Source organism: Sphingobacterium endophyticum (assembly GCF_009733535.1).
Taxonomy (GTDB): domain Bacteria; phylum Bacteroidota; class Bacteroidia; order Sphingobacteriales; family Sphingobacteriaceae; genus Sphingobacterium; species Sphingobacterium endophyticum.
The window spans coordinates 110571-131560 of sequence record NZ_SMMI01000003.1 but is presented as its reverse complement, the minus strand read 5'-3'; the positions used below and the strand labels follow the sequence as shown (position 1 = coordinate 131560).

Here is a 20990-nt window from a genome sequence, read left to right as displayed (position 1 = left end):
AATTTATTTCTGTGACCCGTAGAGAACTGGATTTAAATTTGGATCATTGTACATTTTCATCTGTTTGTAGACTTTCATGTATTTTCTCCCAGCTTTGATGTCCTCTAAAAGCTCGTCAATGCTTAGAGATAAATCAACCCGCTGTTCTAACAATATATTCAATTTTATTTGACAGGACTCTTGATGAGCTTTTGAAACATCCGTACGAAGTGTTTCTTGCTCCATATGATAGATTTTTAAGGCAAGAATGGATAACCTGTCAATTGCCCAAGCTGGACTCTCTGAATTGACTTTTGCATCTGCTAATGCTATTACATCTGCAAATTGTTGCAGATAATAACTGTCAATAAATTCAACCGTATCTGTACGATCCTGATTTTGGCGATCAATTCTTCTTTTCCAATATAATCCTTCCCTAGGATCAATATTTGGATTCCTAATTACATCTTCCATATGCCATTGTGCCGTATCAATCCAGCACTTTAAATATAATAAGTGTTCCAAGCTATCGCGATTATAGGGATTCTCAATAGGTTGGTCAATCTTATCATGAACATGGTAATCTTCGATTACCTTCTGAAATATTGTATTTGCTGTTGAAGAGATCATATACAAATATAGTATTTAGTAGGTAGTATTTAGTATTTAGACCGTTGAAATCCCAATTGAATTAGCAGAAAATGATGATTATGTTGAATTTAGTTTTGTTGAAATTCGTTAAGAATTGAAAAGAATTTTAGATGTATAGGATGATGTGTAATTCATCTTCTTAAAAATAGTTTCTTCATCTTGCGATGAAGAATGACATGCATAACATGGGGGAGAATGGGCGATTTTCGGGGGATTTTTTTGAGGCGTGCCTCAAAAAAATCCCCCGAAAATCGCCCATTTAAAAAAAATCGTCTGTCTCTAGCTAAAGCTCTGAAAACCATTTAATCGTCAATTAATGACAACTTACTACTATCCAGACTCTTATGTCTTATGTCTTTTGTCTTATGTCTCCTTCCATTAACACACCTATCAATCAGTCTAACTACTAACTACTAAATACTAACTACTAATTACTAATTACTCCAAACACCCCACTTGGAAAAATCCCAATAAGTACCACCAAAATGGTTAAAATAACTCCTATTACCAACATAGGACTTAAGGCAGGATTGATGTTTTCGATGTTTTCCTCCTTATTATTTCTTAAGAAAGCAAACAAAGGAATTTTAAAATAATAGAAGAGAGATATAACGGATGTTAGTGCGCCTACAATAAGAAGCCAAAGAAATATTTGATCGCCTCCATATTGATAGATTTCGAAGATACTACTGAATACAAATAATTTTCCTATGAATCCTGCTGTTGGGGGAAGACCTATTAACGAAATACCGATAATAGAAAAACAGGTGAAAATGATGGGCATCTTTTTTCCTAAACCTGTATATGAACTTAACTGTGTACTGCCGAGTTTTTGTTCCAATACATCTATAAAGGCGAAACTCGCAAAATTCATTAAGGTATACACTAGTACATAGAAAAATAGGATATTCTGCTGTCCATTGCTATAGGCGATGATAGCCATCATAAGAAAACCAGTATGGCCTATGGAAGAATATGCCATCATTCTCTTTATATCCGTTTGTCTCAGGGCAATTAAATTACCTGCCAACATGGTGACAATTGAAACAAAGGAGATAAACATAAAAGTAAGTTCACTAAAGTAGAACGGTGTACTGATCCATGCTGAAGCCAACCTGCTTAGAAGGACAATGGCGGCTATTTTAGGAACAGTAGAAAGAAAAGCGGTAACTGGTGTTGGAGCCCCTTCATATACGTCGGGTGCCCACAGATGGAACGGCACAAAACTTAATTTAAAACCTATTCCTGTAAAAACAAATAAAATAGCTATACTGACCATTACTTCTGGAGCAGCAATCAACCCTTGAATATGTTTTGGACTCGCAAAATTTAAATCGCCCGTAAACCCATAAATTAGCGAAAGTCCATAAAGCATGACAGCGGAACATGCTGATCCAAATAACGCATATTTCATTGCTGCTTCTGCTTGTTTTTTGTTTTCAGAAAAGTATCCAACCATGATATAGGAACAGATTGAAACCATCTCAATCGCTATAAAGGCCATAAGCCAATGCGTTGTCATTGAAAACAGATTTAACCCTATACCTGCAGCAAGTAAGATACTATAGAGGTCTCCTTTCCGCTTTTTAAACTCTTTATTCGCAAAATGCTGTTGCAGAAAAATGGCCGATATTAGTAAACCTATTGAAATAAATGCTCTAGCGAAAAAGGAGGTTTTGTCGACAATTAACATATTGTAGAAACCAAAATTGCTCTGATCATGCTGTGTCATTAAAATGAGGAATGCACAAATGATACTTAATATCGTGACAAAAAAAGAAGAATGCTTCCAATACTTATCGAAAATTAAGGTACAGACAATACTGCTTAAGAATCCAAAAGATAATGCAAATTCCACTTTAAATAAAGGAATCGATCTAATGATATGATCTATACTGTCTGAAACTTGGAAAACAAATTCGTTCATCTATCTTAACCCTACAAATATGGTGTAACCAAATCCAATAAACTCAATACAGAGTTATTTAATACTCCGAAAACTAAGGATGGCATTATTCCCAATAACAGCGCTAATGCAAGGGTAGGGAATAGGATAATCTGTTCTCTGATATTGACATCCTTGAGTTCCTTGACCCATTCTTCACCACCTTTCAAACGTGTTGTACCGAAAAACATGCGTTGTAAGGTCCAAAGGAAGTATGCGGCGCTTAATAAAATTCCTAGGGAACCAAAGATCGCCATCCAACGTGGTATTCCTGTATTCATGCTTTCAGCATTGAATGTTCCTATAATAACAAAGGCTTCTCCTATAAATGCGGAAAATCCAGGAAGTCCTAATGAGGCAAAAAAAGCAATAGCGACGTATGCAGTATATTTTGGCATAATACTCGCCAATCCTCGAAAATTATAAATGTAACGGTCATGTACGCGATCATATACAACCCCAACTAGGAAGAATAAAGCTGCTGATAGGAACCCGTGGCTTAACATTTGAAACATGGCTCCAGAAATACCCTCTGCTGTTAATGAAGAAATACCTAAAAGGACAAATCCCATGTGCGAAACAGAAGAGTAGGCAATCAATCGTTTAAGGTCGGTCTGGGCCAGAGCATTCAGTGCACCATAGATTATGGAAACAACGCCAATCAATCCTAACCACCAGTTTGCATCCGCTGCGGCGTCTGGGAAAATTCCCAAGCATATGCGAATAACTCCATAACCACCAATTTTTAACAATATACCCGCTAATATAATTGAAACAGGAGTTGGAGCTTCAACGTGTGCATCCGGTAGCCAAGTATGTAGAGGAACAATTGGAATCTTGATGGCGAATGCGACAAATAAAACTATAAAGCCAATCATCCTAGCCGGAATCCCAAATATTTCATTTGCATTGCCTAAGAAATCGAAAAATGATCCTGGAACATAATTCTCAGGATTCATCATATAAAGCATATTAAAGGTATGTGCTCCTGTGTTGGGGTTTTGAACTGAAAAATAGAGCCCAACAATGACCAAAAGCATAAATACCGATCCAAACAACGTATAAATGAAGAATTTAATTGCGGCATATTCTCGCCTTGCTCCTCCCCAAATGCCGATTAAGAAGTATAACGGCAACAACATCACCTCATAAAACACATAGAATAAGAAGAAATCCAATGCACAGAAAATACCCATAACAGCAGTATTGAGAAGCATCAATAAAGCAAAATAACCCTTCTTACTTTTTTCTATATTCCAAGATGCGCCCACTGCCATCAACATCACAAACGCACTCAATAGGAGTAAGGGAAGAGAAAAACCATCAACCCCGAGAAAGTAATCGACTTCTAATTTTCCTAATGAACCCAAATCCAACCTGATCCATGGTAATTGTTCCACATATTGGTACGTCGATACTTCACTAAAGGCTCCTGCTGAACCATTAAAATTTATATAAAGGTAACCAGCTAACCCAAATTGAAGGACTGTAGCTAGTAATGCTAAATATTTAAAACTATGACCCATACGGTTTGGTAGCAATAGGATACCTATTACAGCAATCATGGGAAGAAATATAAGCAAGGATAATGCACCCATCTTATTTTATTATCAAATAAATTATTCCAATTAATACCACAGTAAAAGCAAAACCCAAATAGTTCTGTAATCTACCGTTCTGTACCCATCTCAATAGATGACCTATATAATATGCTGTGCCAGCTATGGTATTAACTAAGCCATCCACAATATATCTATCTATCCAAGCACTGAAATGAGCCAAATTTCTTACTATTGTCGCTAAAAAATTAACAAACCCATCAACTATATTTTGGTCAAACCAATATAGCCCTTTACTCAAGTTCAGAGTACTTTTAACGAATATTTTATTATAAAATTCATTAATATATCCTTGATTCATAGATATATCCAATAATTTGTTCCCTGAATTCAATGGATACTTACCCTTCACATACCAATTCCATCCGATAACCCATGCTATGGCAGAGCTTATCGTTAATATGATGGGTAAGATAATATGTAGGCTGTGAATCTCAGCAAAAGGATATGTGATTGAGAAACCTGTTAAAATAAAAGAATGGTGGTAAGCAATGGGATTCCAAGAAAAAACCAAAAAAATAGAACAGATCCCTAGAAAAATCATTGGACCTAACATGCTAAGGTTTGCTTCATGTAAATGTATCCTCTCCACTTTAATTTTCAATTCACCAAAGAAGACCTTGAAAATCAATCGACCTATATAGAATGCGGTCAAAATACTTACCAGTGTCAGCGTAATTGGAATTAGGAAGTAAAGTCCATTCAATTGGGCAGCCCATTCAAAAGCTGAAATTAAAATTGCATCTTTTGAAAGAAACCCTGAGGTCAATGGGAATCCTGCCAGCGCTAATGATGCTATGGACATCAGGATAAATGTTTTAGGCATCCATTTTTTCAATCCGCCCATATTATTGATGTCTTGTGGGTCAATATCCAATTTGTTTGCCTCTTTCAAATGAGCCATTTCATGTATGATTGCACCCGCTGAAAGGAATAAAAGACATTTGAAAAATGCATGGGTGGCAAGGTGAAACATGGCAGCATCCCATGCTCCAACACCGACAGCAACCACCATAAATCCCAACTGTGATATGGTTGAAAAGGCTAATATTTTTTTGATATCTGTTTGGCTTATTGCAAAATAGGCAGAAATCAATGCGGTAATACAGCCAATAATAGCTATAGTTAGCAATACAGTTTGATTGAATAGTGGAAAGACCGTACTTAATAGAAATACACCTGCTGCAACCATGGTAGCCGCATGAATAAGTGATGAAACCGCCGTTGGACCTTCCATGGCATCCGGTAACCAAACATGTAAAGGAAATTGAGCAGATTTTGCCATTGCCCCGATAAAGAAACAAATTCCCGTAAAAGTTAACCATCCATCTGAAGATGCAGGTAAGCTATAGAATAAGCCGTCCTTTCCGAAGAGTTCAACAAGATTAAGGCTCCCATACATACTATAGACGGATGCAATTCCCAATAAAAATCCTAAATCACCAATTCTATTGATAATAAATGCTTTTTTATTGGCCTGAACTGCGGATTCTTTTGTAAACCAAAACCCAATGAGTAAATAAGAAGCAAAACCAACCAATTCCCAAAAAATGTACATCATCAAAAGGTTACTAGAAATGGTCAGACCCAGCATCGCAAAACAGAATAAACTGAGATACATCCAGTATCGATGAATTCCCGGATCTCCCTTCATGTAGGATTTTGAATAGATATGTACCGGTAAAGCAATAATACAGACAATAAGCTGCATTAATACAGTCAGATTATTTAATAAGATGCCCAATGTAAAAGTATGGGTGCCGATTGTAAACCAACTGACATTTGCCGAGATGGGTTCTTGTTTCCAAACTTCAGCAAATACAAAGATCAAACTGAAGATAGTACTTAGAATAATTGATACCAACGCGATATTGCCTGATTGACTACGCTTTCCTAAGATGGCCTGAATAAGGAAGGCTAGGAAAGGAAGCAAAACGACTAGCATACTTCCAATTATTGGTGATATGTTTAATAAATCGCTCATTAATCTCTCAAATCTGTTATATTTTCTGGATTAATAGTTTTATACTTTCTATAAACATTGAGTATAATCGCTAAGCCAACTGCTACTGCAGCCGCTGCCAAAACAATCGCAAACAAGGCAAAGATTTGACCGGAATAATTGATTTTATCATATCGACCAAATGCGACTAAATTTAGGATAGCCGCGTTAATGATAAATTCTATTCCGATGAGAATCATAATGGAATTTCTTTTTGCTATAATGGCATATAAACCGATACAAAATAGACATGCTGAAACAAATAGGAAATGAGTTAGGCTGATCATTTTGGATCCTCCTTTCTTGAAAGGTGTGCAGCACCGATTAAAGCTGCGAGTAAGAAAATGGATATAACTTCAAATGGCAACAGATATTGAGTCATGAATTTTATTCCCAATTGATTGATGTTGTTGTCAGATGATTTGATGATATTTCCTTGCCTTATATTTTCAGTAATCCATTGTGGAAAATTATCATGCCATTCGATAATTCCATAAGACATAACTGCTAAGAAGCCTATGGAAAGCAATAATGATTGCCAATTAGGAATAGAAAGGAATTTGGAAGAGGTGTTTTGAAGGTCCGCCAGCAATTCTTTATTGGATAGCATAAATGCAAAGATCATAAGTATCAAAACCCCACCAACATAGACCATAATTTGGGTGATTGCTACAAAATCAGCTAAAGCGAAAATAAATAAGCCTGCCATTCCAAATAACACAATAAAGAAAAGAAAGAGCGATCGAGCCGTATTCTTTAAGCTAACAACCAATAATGCAGATCCAATAACTAATGCCGCAAAAGCATAAAAAATTGCTAATTCCATTATTTATTCTTTGCTGCCTCCTTTTCAGCTTGAAACTTTGTCCATTCTTCTTTTCTCTTTTTAACTTCTTCAGGAGTCATATCGGAAAAAGTATAGGTTAGATCCGCCAAATTCGTTGTTACACGGTCATATTTGTCGGTCATAGTAATACACTCTGTAGGACATACAACAGTACATAAACCACAATACATACACTTTGCCATGTCGATATCGAATTCGGCAGCATAAAGTCTTTTTACTGAACCGTCAGAGGTCTTTCCTATTGCCTCAGGAGATTTAATCGCTTCAATGGTTATACAGTCTACCGGACATGCTTTGGCACAAAGGTCACAAACAATACAATCATCAATCACCACATCCAATTGATAGCGTGCTACCTCCGGAATAGGCATTTTAACCTTAGGATATTGAACCGTGGTTACACCTTGCTGTTCCTCAAAGTAATTATCCTTCTTGATATCCAATGATTGTCGTTTTTTACGGGCACTAAAAAGATGCCTCACCGTGAGGGTAAGTCCTTTTATGGCCGTTGCCAATCCTTGTATAGTCGTTTTAAATATCAATTATATCATGATTAATATCCTCCATAAGCCTGATATGGCCATGCATACAAAGGCAAGGGGAATAAGAATTTTCCAACATAAAGTCATCAACTGATCTGCACGGAAACGAGGAAGTGTCCAACGAATCCATATTTGAACAGCAACGATGAAAAGAGATTTTATTAAAGTCCAAAATACACCCCAAACAGGACCTGTAGTCCAATCTGCTAGTTTTGCTGGACCAATATTGGGTAATGGGCTATTCCAGGCCCCTAAGAATATAACAACTCCTAACATGGCAACCAGGAACATCATAGCATACTCCGCCAAAAATAAAAATGCAAATCGAATTCCTCCATACTCTGTATGAAAACCCCCGATCAATTCAGATTCTGCCTCTGGAATGTCAAATGGTGCCCGATTACATTCTGCGAGAGAGGCAATAAAGAATATAGCATAGCTGACCATTAAGTGGGGCGCTTGAAAGATATTCCATCCAAAGATTCCACCAATCTCATTTACTTTCCAAAATCCCAAAAAATATATCTCTTTACTTGATAATAGCCCTTGATTGAATGCTATTTCATTTAAATTCAGCGTTTGGGTAATCATCACTGCTGCTATCAACGATAAACCTACTGGCAATTCGTAAGAAATCATTTGAGCGATCGCACGGATTGATCCTAATAAAGAGTATTTATTGTTTGATCCCCAGCCTGCCATCAAAATTCCTATCGCATCAATAGAAACTACTGCCATAATAAAAAATAAGCCTGTATGGGTATTCGAGGGTATTAAGTTTGGCCCCCAGGGAATTACGCTATAACCGACAAAAACAGCAACAAAAATTAGGATTGGTGCAAGCGCAAATAGGATTTTATCCGATGCTGATGGTGAAATAAATTCTTTCTGAAGAAGTTTAAGGATATCGGCAAAGGTTTGGAGTAACCCATATTTACCAGTTTCCATTGGACCTAGTCGGTCTTGAACAAAACCTGCAATCTTACGCTCTGCATAAACAGCAAATAGCGTAAATAGGGCAATAAATAAAAATATTGCTACAGGGGTTAGGATATTCAAGATTAAGCTGTCCAATCTTCTTTTTAGATTAATTCTTAATTAGCTACAAACATAAGGAAAATCGTATTAAATAAGCCATAGTTAATGTGAATTTGAATAAGGATTTCACTGTTTTTTTAAATTTTAGCAAAGTTTCAACAATTCGTAAAACATTGCATGGTATTTGCCTTTGATAGGTAATTTATTGAAAGACAAAAAAATTTTTTTTAAACCTTTTGATAAATTTTGGGTATTAATAATAAGAGTTTAAACAATGATATATATGAAAAAATCAATTTTTGCAGGATTAGCTGTGTTAACAATTTTATTTGCTAGTTGTGCAGGTGGTAAAAAAGTAAGTGCTAATAAATCTTCGGAACAAACAGAAATAACCGGTAATAAATGGGTGTTGGTTGAGTTGAATGGCAAGGAAATTACAGGAAAATTAAATAATAAAGAACCTTTCCTAGTTTTTTTAAATGATGGATCACGTTATTCAGCTTCGGGTGGATGTAATACATTGGGAGGTGAATATTTATTTGCTGGCAATGGTAAAATTTCCTTTAAGCCAGGAATGACCACCATGATGGCATGTGATGATATGGAAACTGATAAATTGCTTACTGAAGTATTTCGTAATGCAAACAACTATACCTTAAGTAATGATGTACTTTCCTTAAATAAAGGGCGTAAAGCAGCATTGGCAAAATTCAAAAAAGTAAATGCCCAAAACAGTTTGGCTGGAACTTGGGAATTGGATTACATTGATGGTTCTGGTGTAACTTTTAATGAATTATATCCTAATAATAAGCCTTCCATCACATTTGATTCTACATCAGGTAAGGTTAGTGGAAATGGCGGTTGCAATAACTTCAATTCAAATGTTGAGGTTCAAGGTCGAAACATTAAGTTCGGTCCAATTGCTTCTACCAGGATGGCATGTCAGGGAAATGGTGAACCTCTTTTCTTTCAGACTCTAGAAAAAATTAATGTTCAGAGTGTGAATGGAGATCAGCTTACTTTGATTGTAGGTGATATCGCAAAAATGAGATTCAAAAAAATAAAATAATAATAGAAAAATTTCGAGTATCTAGATAAAGTGTAGAGAGGCCGCAAATAAACTTTAATTTATTGCGGCTTCTTTATTGATTATCATTAAAAACATCTTTTTTTTACTAGAAGGAGATATCCTTAATTCAAATTCTCATCGATCCATTGACCGTCAGATTTGATGATCTCAATCAATTCATCCAAAGCTTTTGCGGAAGATACATTGCGTTTTACAACTTCTTTGCCTCGATATAATGTGATCTTATCTGGTCCAGCTCCTACATAACCATAATCTGCATCTGCCATTTCGCCCGGTCCATTCACAATACATCCCATAATTCCTATCTTAAGACCTTTCAGATGGTTTGTCCTACTCCTAATCATTTGGGTAGTTTCTTGTAGATCAAATAAAGTACGACCACAGCTTGGACATGAAATATATTCTGTTTTTGATATTCTAGACCTGGTAGCCTGTAAAATTCCAAATGACACTGATGCTATTTTGTCGGTTGGAGTAGCAGGGGAGTCCAACCAGATACCAGAACCTAATCCATCAATTAATAATGCGCCAAAATCTGTGGCCCCATACAATTGAATCTTTGATATTGGCTCTTCAGGGTTCATAATATCTCCAATTGGACCTGAAAAATCTTCAGCCGGATAACTACGTTTTATGATTACAGGACAATCAATCCCAATTTCTTGGAGGTTAGCAAAAAATTGCCTTTGATCCGCCATTCCATGAATATGCTCCGTTTGAAGAATGAATACTGTGGTCTTATCCATCTGAAGATTTGCAAATTCTTCTGATTCCAATTGATCATTGCTCACATAAATAAGATTCATTGCATGGTCTTTTTCCTCTGCAACATTATATTCATGCAAGGTGTAAATTGGATGGATATTCGTTTTGTTTTCCAATTTCAACCAAGTTGCATAGTTGTATAGTTGTTTTAGGTTTCCGGGCATCGTAAAAGATGGTAGGGAATCACCTAAGAAAACAAAGTCTACTGACTGATCACCCATATGATACTTGTCTAAAATGGCATCATATTTATAACCTACGTCTGTAAGAATATATGGGTCTTTAAGGTTTTTATTCGAAATATCAACAATTATCCTAGGGACTAATGAACCACCGATGAAGGCATTGACTTCATTTGATTCATATCGTTTAGTTTCTTGAGAGGTTGCAATCTGAATGATTTCTCTTTTTGGTTTTTCTGAAAGTTGTTGAGCGCGCTTTGAATATCTTTTGACTAGGGCAATAGCAACTGGGGCTTCTTTTTCGGGCTCCTCTGTTAATGATACACGAACGGTATCACCCAAACCATCCTCTAATAAAGTTCCGATTCCAACAGCTGATTTAATTCGTCCGTCTTCTCCATCGCCAGCCTCCGTAACACCTAGGTGTAGTGGATAGTTCATGTTTTCAGATACCATTTTCTCAACCAACATGCGATAGGCTTGGACCATAACTTGAGGGTTGGATGACTTCATGGAAACACAAAGATTGTAATAATTTAAATCTTCACAGATGCGGATAAACTCTAATGCAGATTCCACCATCCCTTCAGGAGTGTCTCCATAACGACTCATGATACGATCAGATAGCGAGCCATGGTTGGTTCCTATTCGCATCGCCGTGCCATACTCCTTACAGATATTGACTAATGGCGCAAATTTTTTGTAGATACGGTCCAATTCACCTTGGTAAGCGGCATCTGTATAGTCTATTTGGTCAAATTTCTTCTTGTCAGCGTAGTTTCCAGGATTTACTCTCACCTTTTCCACTATCCTTGCAGCTACTTCAGCAGCATTTGGGGTAAAGTGAATGTCTGCGACTAAGGGAACTGTATATCCTCTTGCGCGGAGCTCCTTCTTGATGTTTGCTAAGTTCTCCGCTTCTTTTATGCTAGGAGCAGTAATACGTACATATTCACAACCTGCGTCAACCATCTTGATGGTTTGTTCAACCGACCCAAGGGTGTCCATAGTATCTACAGTGGTCATACTTTGGATACGGATGGGATTATTTCCACCCATCGGAATATCGCCAATTTGAACCTCTCGAGTAAAAAATCTCGAATATTCAGTTTTGCTGTTGCAGTATCCGCCGGCCAATGATGTCAATTGCTTACTTTCCATATCCCTGCAAAGTTAGCTAATTTCGAGTTTAATAGCGTAATATAGATAATGAATTTGCGGCTCCTGCAACCTTGATGTCGTACTTATTGGATTCTTGATCAAAGTTTTTACTCTTACGGACATCATCTTGAACAATATCGACATCCTCATATTTATTGTTTGAGAATAATGCGTCAGTCTCTACACGGCATGCCGCACCTTTAGGAAGGTAAAGTAAAACTTTTGATGCTGCAGTATTTACTTCGATCTCACAAATACCATTCTTTGGTTGCGGTAAGTGAAGATTTAAAGAGCTCGCACCTGAATTTACTTCAACCTTATTTATTTGTAAGGCTTTAAAATCTCCAATAATTGCAGCGGCCCCAACATTAAACTCCAAATCCCAAACAGGTCTGTTGTTTAATTCAACATTGATTAGGCTATTGTTGTATTTGTTGTTTTTCATCCTGCTGTTCAACTCTAATTTCATATTCTTTTCCCCTGAAGTCTGAAGATTTAATGATGAAGTAGATTGAGCAGTTTTAGCGCTGATAATTAGGCTTGAATCTGAACCAGTTTTAAAGTCATATTTTGCAGCTCCGCCATTGATAATTAATTTCGCGGTCTCTGTTTCTGCAGTGATTGGCTGAGAAACGATTTGGGAATATGGCCCTGCAACTTCATTGCCTGAGGAAAAATCAATCTTATCCAATTTATCATAAACACTGTCTTGGCTAGTTACCCCTTTAAAAAAGATAATCCCACATAATAATATATTCGCAGCAATCACGATATATTTGCCAAATGTTCGGCCTTGTAATAATAGGCTTATACCTATTGATACAAGAATTAATGGCCATAATTGGATTATTGCGTAGAAATTGAAATCTATGACTTTCAAGTTGTGTAGCAAGAAAACGAGTCCTGCAAATACCAACCATATACCTGTTGCGATTTTATTGTTCATTGTTTGTTAGCTTTGTTGAACCAAAACTAATACGATAATACAAATTATCTAAGTGAAAATAGGCTTGTCTCTTTATTTTTTCGGTAAATCAATTAGTTTTGTCGGTGAAAAGATTCATAGAGAATTTGTATCTTGAACTCATCTGAAACATTTTTGTAAAGGATACGTTAGAATTATTGATTAAAAACAAAAAGAATACTAATACCAACGTATGATATTTTATTATTTTGGTGAATATATCCTGTTATTAAAGAAGGTTTTTCGAAAACCTGAAAAAATGAAGATTTATTTAAAGGAAGTCTTTCATGAAATGACAGAGATAGGTGTTGGGTCGTTGGGCTTAATTGTTATCATTTCTACTTTTATTGGTGCTGTAATGACCATGCAGATCGCATTCCAATTGGTGTCCGATTTGATTCCTACATCGGTAATTGGTCAAATTAACCGTGACTCCAACATCTTAGAATTAGGTCCTACCATTTCAGCCTTGGTATTGATGGGAAAAGTAGGATCATCCATTTCCTCTCAAATTGGTTCCATGCGTGTAACAGAACAGATTGATGCCTTGGAAATCATGGGTATCAATGCTGCAGGTTACCTTATTCTCCCTAAAATTATCGCTGGAGTGATTATGGTTCCGGTCTTGGTGATCGTTGCTATTGCATGCGCGTTAGTCGGAGGTCTTTTAGGTGGCGCGCTTTCTGGTGCCGTAACTCCCGATGATTACATTGAAGGTATTCGAGGTGGATTTAACGGTTTTACTATGGTGGTAGCCATGGTAAAAGCTACTGTATTCGGGTTTATCATTACTTCTGTTCCTGCTTATAAAGGTTTTCATGTTCGCGGTGGTGCTTTAGAGGTTGGTCAAGCTGGTACAAGGGCCGTGGTTATAGGTTGTATCTCCATATTAGCATGTGACTATTTGATCACTGCATTAATGCTGTAATAATATATGATTGAAGTAACGAATATACATAAGTCTTTTGGAGATAACCTCGTCCTTGATGGAATCGATGCTATTTTTGAACCCGGAAAAGTAAGCTTGATTATCGGTGGCTCTGGCTCCGGTAAAAGTACCTTGTTAAAATGTATTGTAGGTTTGCATCAGCCAAACGAAGGAAAAGTATTCTTCGATAAAAAAGAGTTTACAAAAATGAATTTTGAAGAAAAGGTGCCCATTCGTAAAGAAATTGGAATGCTCTTTCAAAATTCAGCACTTTTTGATTCAATGACTGTTGAACAAAATATCGTCTTCACACTCGATATGTTCACGGATATGAGTAAAGCTGAAAAAATTGAACAAGCTAATTTTTGCCTGGAAAGGGTAAATCTTGCTGGTAAAAATAAATTATTCCCTTCTGAACTTTCTGGTGGGATGAAAAAGAGGGTAGGAATTGCGCGTGCAATCAGTATGAACCCTAAGTACCTCTTCTGTGATGAGCCAAACTCAGGTTTAGATCCTGCAACCTCCATATTGATTGACGAACTTATTCAAGATCTAACCGAAGAATACAAATGTACTACCGTCGTGGTAACCCATGATATGAACTCCGTAATGGGAATTGGCGATTATATTTTATTCCTCTATCAAGGTAAAAAATATTGGGAAGGGTCAAATCAGGATATGTTGAAATCGGACAATAAGGAACTGAATGATTTTGTATTTGCTAGTCCATTAATGAAAGCAGCGCGGGAAACCTTGAAAATAGAGGACTAAGTTCCTAGTTCCTATGAATTTTTTATCTTTGCAGAAAAATAAGCATCTTGAATAATAATTCCCAAATACAATTACTGACGCCACAACATTGGAAAGATTACGAGCTAATCGACTGTGGTGATTTCGAAAAGTTAGAACGCTTCGGAGAATTGATCCTAATTCGTCCAGAGCCACAGGCGGTTTGGCCAAAAGCTCTTGGAGATGCAGAGTGGAATAAGCGATATCATATTAAATTTAAAGGCCGCTCGGCAACTTCCGGAGATTGGATGAAAAAAAATCCTAAAACTCCTGACCGTTGGCATATTCAATACAAAAATAAAGATGCTGAAATCAAGTTCAGACTTGGTCTCACTTCATTTAAGCATGTCGGAATTTTTCCCGAACAAGCCGTGAATTGGGATTATATTTCTGATTCTGTTAAATCATTTAAAACTCCAAAACCCAAAGTTCTTAATCTATTTGCCTATACGGGTGGAGCTTCTTTAATTGCAAAAGCTGCAGGCGCGGATACAACTCATGTTGACTCAATTAAACAAGTTGTAACTTGGGCGAATGAAAATCAAGAACTTTCACACTTAACCGATATACGTTGGGTGGTCGAAGATGCTTTAAAATTTGTAAAACGCGAATTAAAAAGAGGGAATACTTATAATGGCATCATCCTAGATCCTCCAGCTTATGGACATGGACCTAAAGGGGAAAAATGGAAATTGGAAGATCACATCATGGAAATGATGCGCGATGTTGTTCAATTATTGGACCCTAAAGAGCACTTCTTGATTCTAAATACCTATTCATTAGGTTTCTCTTCTGTTATTGTAGAAAACTTAATTAAAACTTCATTCCCAACAGTTGAAAACCTGGAAATAGGAGAGCTTTATCTCCAAGCAACTGCTGGGCCTAAATTACCATTGGGGGTGTTTGGAAAATTTAGAAAGATTACAAAGTAATAAACAACGAACATAAAGGAAAATAGCCATCAACGTGATGGCTATTTTTGTTTTTCATAGGTAGGTTAATATTAAGTATTACACATCTAAGGGGCAATTTGGGACTCAAGCCTATTTAGCTGATCATTAAACGAATTCTTCGATTCACCGAAGGCAAAATTTACCTTGGCTTGCAATGATCGGTAATAGGAAATTCCTTCTAGGAGTTGAGTTTGAAATTTCTGAATGTATTTTTTCTTTTTGACATCCAGGTCTGGCAAATTTTCTTTAATAAAGCCAGTCAGGTGCTTCACATAAAGATCTAATTCATTAATAAAAAATGATGGTCTTTGAACGTCTTTCAGTACATTGATGCGTCCATAGATATGATCAACCATTTCTTTTAAACTATATACCTTGTTGAAGTAAGCGGTGTTTGGTCCTGGACAGATCGCAACTGCATTACGTTCCTTAGGCTTTAAAATGCCATATTTAATATAGGCTGGAGTCGATAATCCTTCACAAAGACATTGCTTCTCAACAATCTTTTCAAAAGCAAGTTTATAGCTTTCTTGATCTAGATTTTGACTTTCCAATTCCTTTAATTTATTTACTTGATATGCTCTGGAGGCAGTACATAGTAGTTCTTCTGATGTACTGTTATCAGAAATTAAATATTTCTTGGTGCAAGGGAATCCAGGTTTTCCCTGTTCAATTCTTCTAAGTCTACTTTGCTCAGCGGTACTTTTTCTAAAGTTGTTGAACGGTACACCAAGTGGAGAGGCTGGCGAGATATAAAAGTCCTCTGCTGTAGCATTGGCTAAATTATTAAGGGTTTCATCATCTACCGTAGTAGCCTCCGGAACCAACAAGAATGGTGAACCCCATCCTACAGCATCCATACCATAATAATCTAACAGAAAAGAATGCTCCTGCGAAGTTCCCACACCTCCTTGGACGGTAAACTTTATTGCAGGAGCGTTTTCACTATTTAGACCTAAATCTTGAAGGGCACTTTGGTACAGCGGATAGATATCCTTTACCAATGCTTCCTTGTTGTTTTTAAACTCTTCGAGAATCGGGCCTAATAAATACCCGTCGGTGGCAAACGCATGACCGCCACAGTTTAAGCCCGATTCGATGCGGTATTCAGAAATCCAAATACCTCTTTTTGCCAAATACTTGGCTTGGATAAGAGCCGACCTATAGTCGGAAACTTTCAGAGTAATTTTCTTCTTGAAATTTCCATCGGCATCTGGAAAGAAGGTACCCAACTCTGACAGGTACGCGTATAATCGGGGGTTCATTCCTGCGGAAAGAACTAACGATGAATTCAACTTACTTTTGGCAAATCCTCTTACTGCCGCCGAAGCATCTGAATATAGGTCAGGAAGATCATTCCCCTCTGCATCTTTATTCACCTTATCAACCTTCGACATAATGTTTACATCAATTTCTCCAGCAACCATCGCCGCGCGGATCTCTTTTGCTACCAGATGGTTTTCATATCCATGCTTAAGGCTCTTCCAAATCTCAAAATTCTTCTTGCTTGGGTGATCTTCTGGCAATAGCTCGAAATAACGCTGTGCATCCTCATCCTCATTCCAGTCTACTCGTTTTAATCTCTCTATCTGTCCATGAACCAAATCATGAACTAAATCCAAATAACGAGTGATCCTTTCTGCTCTATAATCTGCATTCTTTTTATTGACTGCTTCATATTCTAACCCGTTTTCTTTAGCATAGTATTCCCGCATCCTTTCAATCAACTCATCATCAACAATTGAAATAACTGATGAAATACCAAATTGAGCTACCTTAATTGGGGTATCTATCGAAAATGCGAGGCCTAAAACAGGGATATGGAATGAATGCGTCATGTATGTGATTTACTGAACGCAAATAACAAAACATTCAGCAACTAAAAAGTAACAGTAGGCGCAATTAAAATGTGATGTTGGTCACTGTGGAGAGACATTAGACAGTAGACAAAAGACATAAGAGCCGAGATACACCAGTCTTATGTCTTGTGTCTTATGTCTACTGTCTTAAATCTACTTAAAAACAATCGTCCTATTTCCATGGAGCATTACTCGGTCTTCTGAAAGTAGTTGGATGGCTTTGCTGAGAACAGCTTTTTCGATTTCGGTTCCTGCGTTTCGCATTTTTGTGACATCGTAGCTGTGGTCGATGGATTTTGTGTTTTGGACAATTATTGGTCCTTCATCCAGGTCATTGGTTACAAAGTGTGCCGTTGCACCTATGATTTTAACTCCTCGGTCATGGGCTTGTTTATAAGGGTTCGCCCCTATAAAGGCCGGTAAAAAGGAATGGTGGATATTGATGAGTTTTCCCTTGAATTTGGATACAAAAGATGGGGATAAGATTCGCATGAATTTAGCAAGGATAATGTAATCTGAAGGGTAGGAGGCAATGGTTTCTGCCAGTTCTTCCTCAAATTGTTCTTTGCTTTTATGCTCATGACTGATATAGTGAAAAGGCAGTCCGAATTTCTCCGTAAATTCCTGAAGATTATCGTAATTGCCGATTACAGCAACAACTTCAGCTTGCATGGTTTGGAAGAAATGCCTAACCAAGATGTCTGCCAAACAATGGTGCTCTTTAGTTACTAAAACTACTAATCGTTTTTTTCCTTCAGGATTCACCATGACCTGACTGTTTGCCGGTAACCGGGCAATTAGAGCCTGATGGAGGATATCTTTATTATATAATTCTCCTGCACAGACCACTCGGACGAAGAACTTATTATTCACTTCGTCAACAAACTCACGCATAGTGACAATATTAAGTTCCTGTTCTGCTAGAACATTGGAAATTATGGCCACCAGTCCGACAGCATCCTGACATTGGATGAGAATTAAGGTTTGATTGTTCATGTTAACTTACAGCTTCTTGAACCGTTTCCATTTCTGATTCCTCAGATTGTTGTTCTTTTGTTTTTACCATGTCGTCTTCCGTGTCTAATTCAACACGAAGGTTGTTAACGATATGGACCTGACGGTCTGGAGTATTCTTACCCATATAATATTCCAATAACTGCGGAAGCTTATTGTCTTTGGATAAGATTACAGGTTCTAAACGGATGTTTTCACCGATAAACATTCCAAATTCTGAAGGGGAAATCTCTCCAAGTCCTTTGAATCGAGTGATTTCTGGTTTGCCGCCTAATTTATTAATGGCAGTTATACGTTCTTCATCGGAGTAACAGTAAAAAGTTTCCTTTTTATTTCTTACCCGAAACAATGGAGTCTGCAAGATCGATACATGTCCAGCTTTGACAAGATCAGGGAAAAATTGTAGAAAGAAAGTCATCATTAATAATCGGATGTGCATTCCGTCCACATCAGCATCCGTAGCAATGACAATGTTGTTATATCGCAATCCTTCAATTCCATCTTCAATATTTAAGGCATGTTGCAACAGATTGAATTCTTCATTTTCGTAGACAATCTTTTTCGTTAAACCATATGAGTTCAATGGCTTACCTTTAAGACTAAATACTGCTTGTGTGTAAACATCTCTGGATTTTGTGATAGATCCTGAAGCTGAATCACCCTCGGTAATAAAAAGGGTAGTTTCTAGGTTGCGTTCGTGCTTATCGCTAAAATGAACTTTACAATCTCTTAGTTTTCGGTTATGTAAAGATGCTTTTTTTGCTCTTTCGTTAGCTAATTTCTTGATTCCTGCAATGTCCTTACGTTCACGCTCAGATTGTAAAATACGTTTCTGAAGGGCATCTGCAGTAGCTGGATTTTTATGAAGGTAATCATCCAATGCCTTCTTGACAAAGTCATTGATGAATGTACGGACTGTTGGGCCTTCCGGACCTACACTTTGTGATCCTAACTTAGTTTTTGTTTGGGATTCGAATACCGGCTCTTGAACTTTGATAGCTATTGCCCCAATAATGGAAGACCTTACGTCTGAAGCATCAAATTCTTTTTTGTAGAATTCACGGATGGTCTTCACCAATGCCTCACGAAATGCCGCCTGATGGGTACCTCCTTGCGTGGTATGCTGACCATTAACGAAAGAATAATATTCCTCTCCGTACTGCTGACCATGGGTCATCGCAATTTCAATATCATCTCCTCTAAGGTGAATAATCGGATAGCGCATTCCTTCAGTATCTACATTGCGTTCCAAAAGGTCTTTTAATCCATTCTCAGAAATGAATTTTTGACCATTGAAGTTGATCGTTAATCCTGAATTTAAGAAAACATAATTCCAGATCATGTTCTCAACAAACTCTAACCTGTATTTATAGTTCTTGAAAATACTATCATCAGGATAGAATGTCACCGACGTTCCGTTTCTCTGGGTTGTATCTTTCTGCTCGTCTGAAACTAATTCGCCTTTGCTAAAAGATGCAATACGAGTTACGTTCTGTCTATACGATTGAACAGTAAATTGATTAGATAATGCATTTACAGCTTTTGTACCAACACCATTTAATCCAACTGATTTTTGGAAAGCCTTGCTGTCATATTTACCGCCGGTATTGATTTTGGAAACCACATCGACCACCGAGCCGATAGGAATACCGCGACCATAATCTCTTACCGTTACTTTATTTTCGTTAACTGTGATATCAATAATCTTTCCAGCTCCCATGACAAACTCATCGATCGAGTTGTCAACGACCTCCTTTAATAATACATATATCCCGTCATCATAGGCAGATCCATCGCCCAACTTACCAATATACATCCCCGGTCTCAATCGGATGTGTTCCTTCCAATCGAGGGATCGTATGCTATCTTCGTTATATGTTGTCATAAAAATTTTGATAATATTGAACCATCGCAAAAATATAAAAAAGTTAATCGACTTTTGCACAACACTTTTGCACAATTAACCCATTTATCCCGCTCAATTCCCTAAAATATTCCTTTAAACCCCAGATTCAATATATTTTAGACTCTATTTAACGTTGGACATTTGTCTAATTACTAACTACTTAATACTAAATACTAGACCAACCAGTATAAAAAAAGAGAGGCTTTTAATCAAAAAGCCTCTCTTTTTTTATACTGGTTGGTCCTAAATGCCTCTTCCGAAGTCATCTTGAACCCTTACGATATCTTCTTCATCTGAAGGATTTGCAGAATCCGTATGCTGCCAGATTTCAGCAATCACTCCGTATGAGCCTAAACCCACCAAACGATGTCTTTCACCTTGACTTAAGCGGATGGATTCTCCTTCCTTTAGAATTTTTAATTCGTGTTCCTCATCTGTAGGACTAGTTACAACACCCACTTCACCACGGATAACTCTCCATATTTCAGCTCTACGGTGGTGATACTGCCATGATAAACGCTTATTTGGACCAACAATTAATACTTTTGGACTTAGTTTTCCAGAGATTTTTAGGTCTTGAACGTCCATACCCTCAAAATATGCGTTGGCAAACTCCTGTGCTTGATCTTCATTGATAACAAAGAAACCTCCCCATGGTCTATTCTGATCTTCACTCTCGATCTTGAAGCCCTTGTCTGTAAGTTTACCTGCTATCTCTTGAAATAATTCGCTTTTATCTATATATGTCATGGTTAC

The 20990-nt window shown here is 37.2% G+C and carries 18 protein-coding genes; 4 read left to right on the top strand and 14 right to left on the bottom strand.

The window, feature by feature from the left end:
* Positions 1–3 precede the first annotated feature (3 nt).
* From E0Y80_RS03565 to nuoH, 8 genes are all read right to left on the bottom strand, one after another.
* On the bottom strand, positions 4–609 hold the full coding sequence (locus tag E0Y80_RS03565) for a DUF4254 domain-containing protein (RefSeq protein ID WP_156306041.1): 606 nt from the start codon (positions 607–609) through the stop codon (positions 4–6).
* 448 nt (positions 610–1057) lie between these two features.
* On the bottom strand, positions 1058–2557 hold the full coding sequence (locus E0Y80_RS03560) for an NADH-quinone oxidoreductase subunit N (RefSeq protein ID WP_156306040.1): 1500 nt from the start codon (positions 2555–2557) through the stop codon (positions 1058–1060).
* 11 nt (positions 2558–2568) lie between these two features.
* Complete coding sequence (locus E0Y80_RS03555) at positions 2569–4173, bottom strand: complex I subunit 4 family protein (RefSeq protein ID WP_156306039.1); 1605 nt, start codon at positions 4171–4173, stop codon at positions 2569–2571.
* Position 4174: 1 nt separating this feature from the next.
* Positions 4175–6178: an NADH-quinone oxidoreductase subunit L gene (nuoL, locus tag E0Y80_RS03550; RefSeq protein WP_156306038.1), complete on the bottom strand. Its 2004-nt coding sequence runs from the start codon at positions 6176–6178 to the stop codon at positions 4175–4177.
* On the bottom strand, positions 6178–6483 hold the full coding sequence (gene nuoK / locus E0Y80_RS03545) for an NADH-quinone oxidoreductase subunit NuoK (protein WP_156306037.1): 306 nt from the start codon (positions 6481–6483) through the stop codon (positions 6178–6180). The genes nuoL and nuoK overlap by 1 nt, the downstream gene beginning before the upstream one ends.
* Positions 6480–7022: an NADH-quinone oxidoreductase subunit J family protein gene (locus tag E0Y80_RS03540; RefSeq protein WP_156306036.1), complete on the bottom strand. Its 543-nt coding sequence runs from the start codon at positions 7020–7022 to the stop codon at positions 6480–6482. The genes nuoK and E0Y80_RS03540 overlap by 4 nt, the downstream gene beginning before the upstream one ends.
* Positions 7022–7585, bottom strand: a complete 564-nt coding sequence (locus tag E0Y80_RS03535) for a 4Fe-4S binding protein (protein ID WP_156306035.1) — start codon at positions 7583–7585, stop codon at positions 7022–7024. The genes E0Y80_RS03540 and E0Y80_RS03535 overlap by 1 nt, the downstream gene beginning before the upstream one ends.
* Positions 7586–8659, bottom strand: a complete 1074-nt coding sequence (gene nuoH, locus E0Y80_RS03530; RefSeq protein ID WP_156306034.1) for an NADH-quinone oxidoreductase subunit NuoH — start codon at positions 8657–8659, stop codon at positions 7586–7588.
* Positions 8660–8906: 247 nt separating this feature from the next.
* On the opposite strand from nuoH, the gene E0Y80_RS03525 reads away from it, so the two are divergent.
* Positions 8907–9692, top strand: coding sequence for an META domain-containing protein (locus E0Y80_RS03525; protein WP_197091474.1), 786 nt, complete (start codon positions 8907–8909; stop codon positions 9690–9692).
* 122 nt (positions 9693–9814) lie between these two features.
* Here the strand turns inward: E0Y80_RS03525 and ispG are convergent, their stop codons facing one another.
* Positions 9815–11821, bottom strand: coding sequence for a (E)-4-hydroxy-3-methylbut-2-enyl-diphosphate synthase (gene ispG / locus E0Y80_RS03520; protein WP_156306032.1), 2007 nt, complete (start codon positions 11819–11821; stop codon positions 9815–9817).
* A 28-nt stretch (positions 11822–11849) separates the two neighbouring features.
* Positions 11850–12767 (bottom strand): LiaI-LiaF-like domain-containing protein, encoded by a 918-nt coding sequence (locus E0Y80_RS03515; protein WP_156306031.1) that lies wholly within the window; start codon positions 12765–12767, stop codon positions 11850–11852.
* A 211-nt stretch (positions 12768–12978) separates the two neighbouring features.
* On the opposite strand from E0Y80_RS03515, the gene E0Y80_RS03510 reads away from it, so the two are divergent.
* Genes E0Y80_RS03510 through E0Y80_RS03500 form a run of 3 tightly spaced genes read left to right on the top strand, consistent with a single transcriptional unit; the run spans position 12979 to position 15434 of the window.
* The gene (locus E0Y80_RS03510) at positions 12979–13713 is read left to right on the top strand and encodes an MlaE family ABC transporter permease (protein WP_156306030.1); all 735 of its coding nucleotides are present in this window, start codon (positions 12979–12981) and stop codon (positions 13711–13713) included.
* 6 nt (positions 13714–13719) lie between these two features.
* Positions 13720–14484: an ABC transporter ATP-binding protein gene (locus E0Y80_RS03505; RefSeq protein WP_156306029.1), complete on the top strand. Its 765-nt coding sequence runs from the start codon at positions 13720–13722 to the stop codon at positions 14482–14484.
* 47 nt (positions 14485–14531) lie between these two features.
* Complete coding sequence (locus E0Y80_RS03500; RefSeq protein ID WP_394350217.1) at positions 14532–15434, top strand: class I SAM-dependent methyltransferase; 903 nt, start codon at positions 14532–14534, stop codon at positions 15432–15434.
* A gap of 86 nt (positions 15435–15520) precedes the next feature.
* Here E0Y80_RS03500 and E0Y80_RS03495 read toward each other — a convergent pair whose 3' ends face one another.
* From E0Y80_RS03495 to E0Y80_RS03480, 4 genes are all read right to left on the bottom strand, one after another.
* Positions 15521–17293: a hypothetical protein gene (locus E0Y80_RS03495; RefSeq protein WP_156306027.1), complete on the bottom strand. Its 1773-nt coding sequence runs from the start codon at positions 17291–17293 to the stop codon at positions 15521–15523.
* 174 nt (positions 17294–17467) lie between these two features.
* Positions 17468–18310 carry a formyltetrahydrofolate deformylase gene (gene purU / locus E0Y80_RS03490; RefSeq protein WP_156306026.1) on the bottom strand — a complete coding sequence of 281 codons (843 nt, stop codon included), beginning with the start codon at positions 18308–18310 and terminating at the stop codon, positions 17468–17470.
* Position 18311: 1 nt separating this feature from the next.
* The gene (locus E0Y80_RS03485) at positions 18312–20213 is read right to left on the bottom strand and encodes a DNA topoisomerase IV subunit B (protein WP_156306025.1); all 1902 of its coding nucleotides are present in this window, start codon (positions 20211–20213) and stop codon (positions 18312–18314) included.
* A 264-nt stretch (positions 20214–20477) separates the two neighbouring features.
* Positions 20478–20984 (bottom strand): cupin domain-containing protein, encoded by a 507-nt coding sequence (locus E0Y80_RS03480; RefSeq protein ID WP_156306024.1) that lies wholly within the window; start codon positions 20982–20984, stop codon positions 20478–20480.
* Positions 20985–20990 lie beyond the last annotated feature (6 nt).

Coding starts and splice junctions, on each gene's coding strand:
- E0Y80_RS03565 (WP_156306041.1), bottom strand. CDS start 609: ATGATCTCTTCAACAGCAAATACAATATTTCAGAAGGTAATCGAAGAT.
- E0Y80_RS03560 (WP_156306040.1), bottom strand. CDS start 2,557: ATGAACGAATTTGTTTTCCAAGTTTCAGACAGTATAGATCATATCATT.
- E0Y80_RS03555 (WP_156306039.1), bottom strand. CDS start 4,173: ATGGGTGCATTATCCTTGCTTATATTTCTTCCCATGATTGCTGTAATA.
- nuoL (WP_156306038.1), bottom strand. CDS start 6,178: ATGAGCGATTTATTAAACATATCACCAATAATTGGAAGTATGCTAGTC.
- nuoK (WP_156306037.1), bottom strand. CDS start 6,483: ATGATCAGCCTAACTCATTTCCTATTTGTTTCAGCATGTCTATTTTGT.
- E0Y80_RS03540 (WP_156306036.1), bottom strand. CDS start 7,022: ATGGAATTAGCAATTTTTTATGCTTTTGCGGCATTAGTTATTGGATCT.
- E0Y80_RS03525 (WP_197091474.1), top strand. CDS start 8,907: ATGAAAAAATCAATTTTTGCAGGATTAGCTGTGTTAACAATTTTATTT.
- ispG (WP_156306032.1), bottom strand. CDS start 11,821: ATGGAAAGTAAGCAATTGACATCATTGGCCGGCGGATACTGCAACAGC.
- E0Y80_RS03515 (WP_156306031.1), bottom strand. CDS start 12,767: ATGAACAATAAAATCGCAACAGGTATATGGTTGGTATTTGCAGGACTC.
- E0Y80_RS03510 (WP_156306030.1), top strand. CDS start 12,979: ATGATATTTTATTATTTTGGTGAATATATCCTGTTATTAAAGAAGGTT.
- E0Y80_RS03505 (WP_156306029.1), top strand. CDS start 13,720: ATGATTGAAGTAACGAATATACATAAGTCTTTTGGAGATAACCTCGTC.
- E0Y80_RS03495 (WP_156306027.1), bottom strand. CDS start 17,293: ATGACGCATTCATTCCATATCCCTGTTTTAGGCCTCGCATTTTCGATA.
- purU (WP_156306026.1), bottom strand. CDS start 18,310: ATGAACAATCAAACCTTAATTCTCATCCAATGTCAGGATGCTGTCGGA.
- E0Y80_RS03485 (WP_156306025.1), bottom strand. CDS start 20,213: ATGACAACATATAACGAAGATAGCATACGATCCCTCGATTGGAAGGAA.
- E0Y80_RS03480 (WP_156306024.1), bottom strand. CDS start 20,984: ATGACATATATAGATAAAAGCGAATTATTTCAAGAGATAGCAGGTAAA.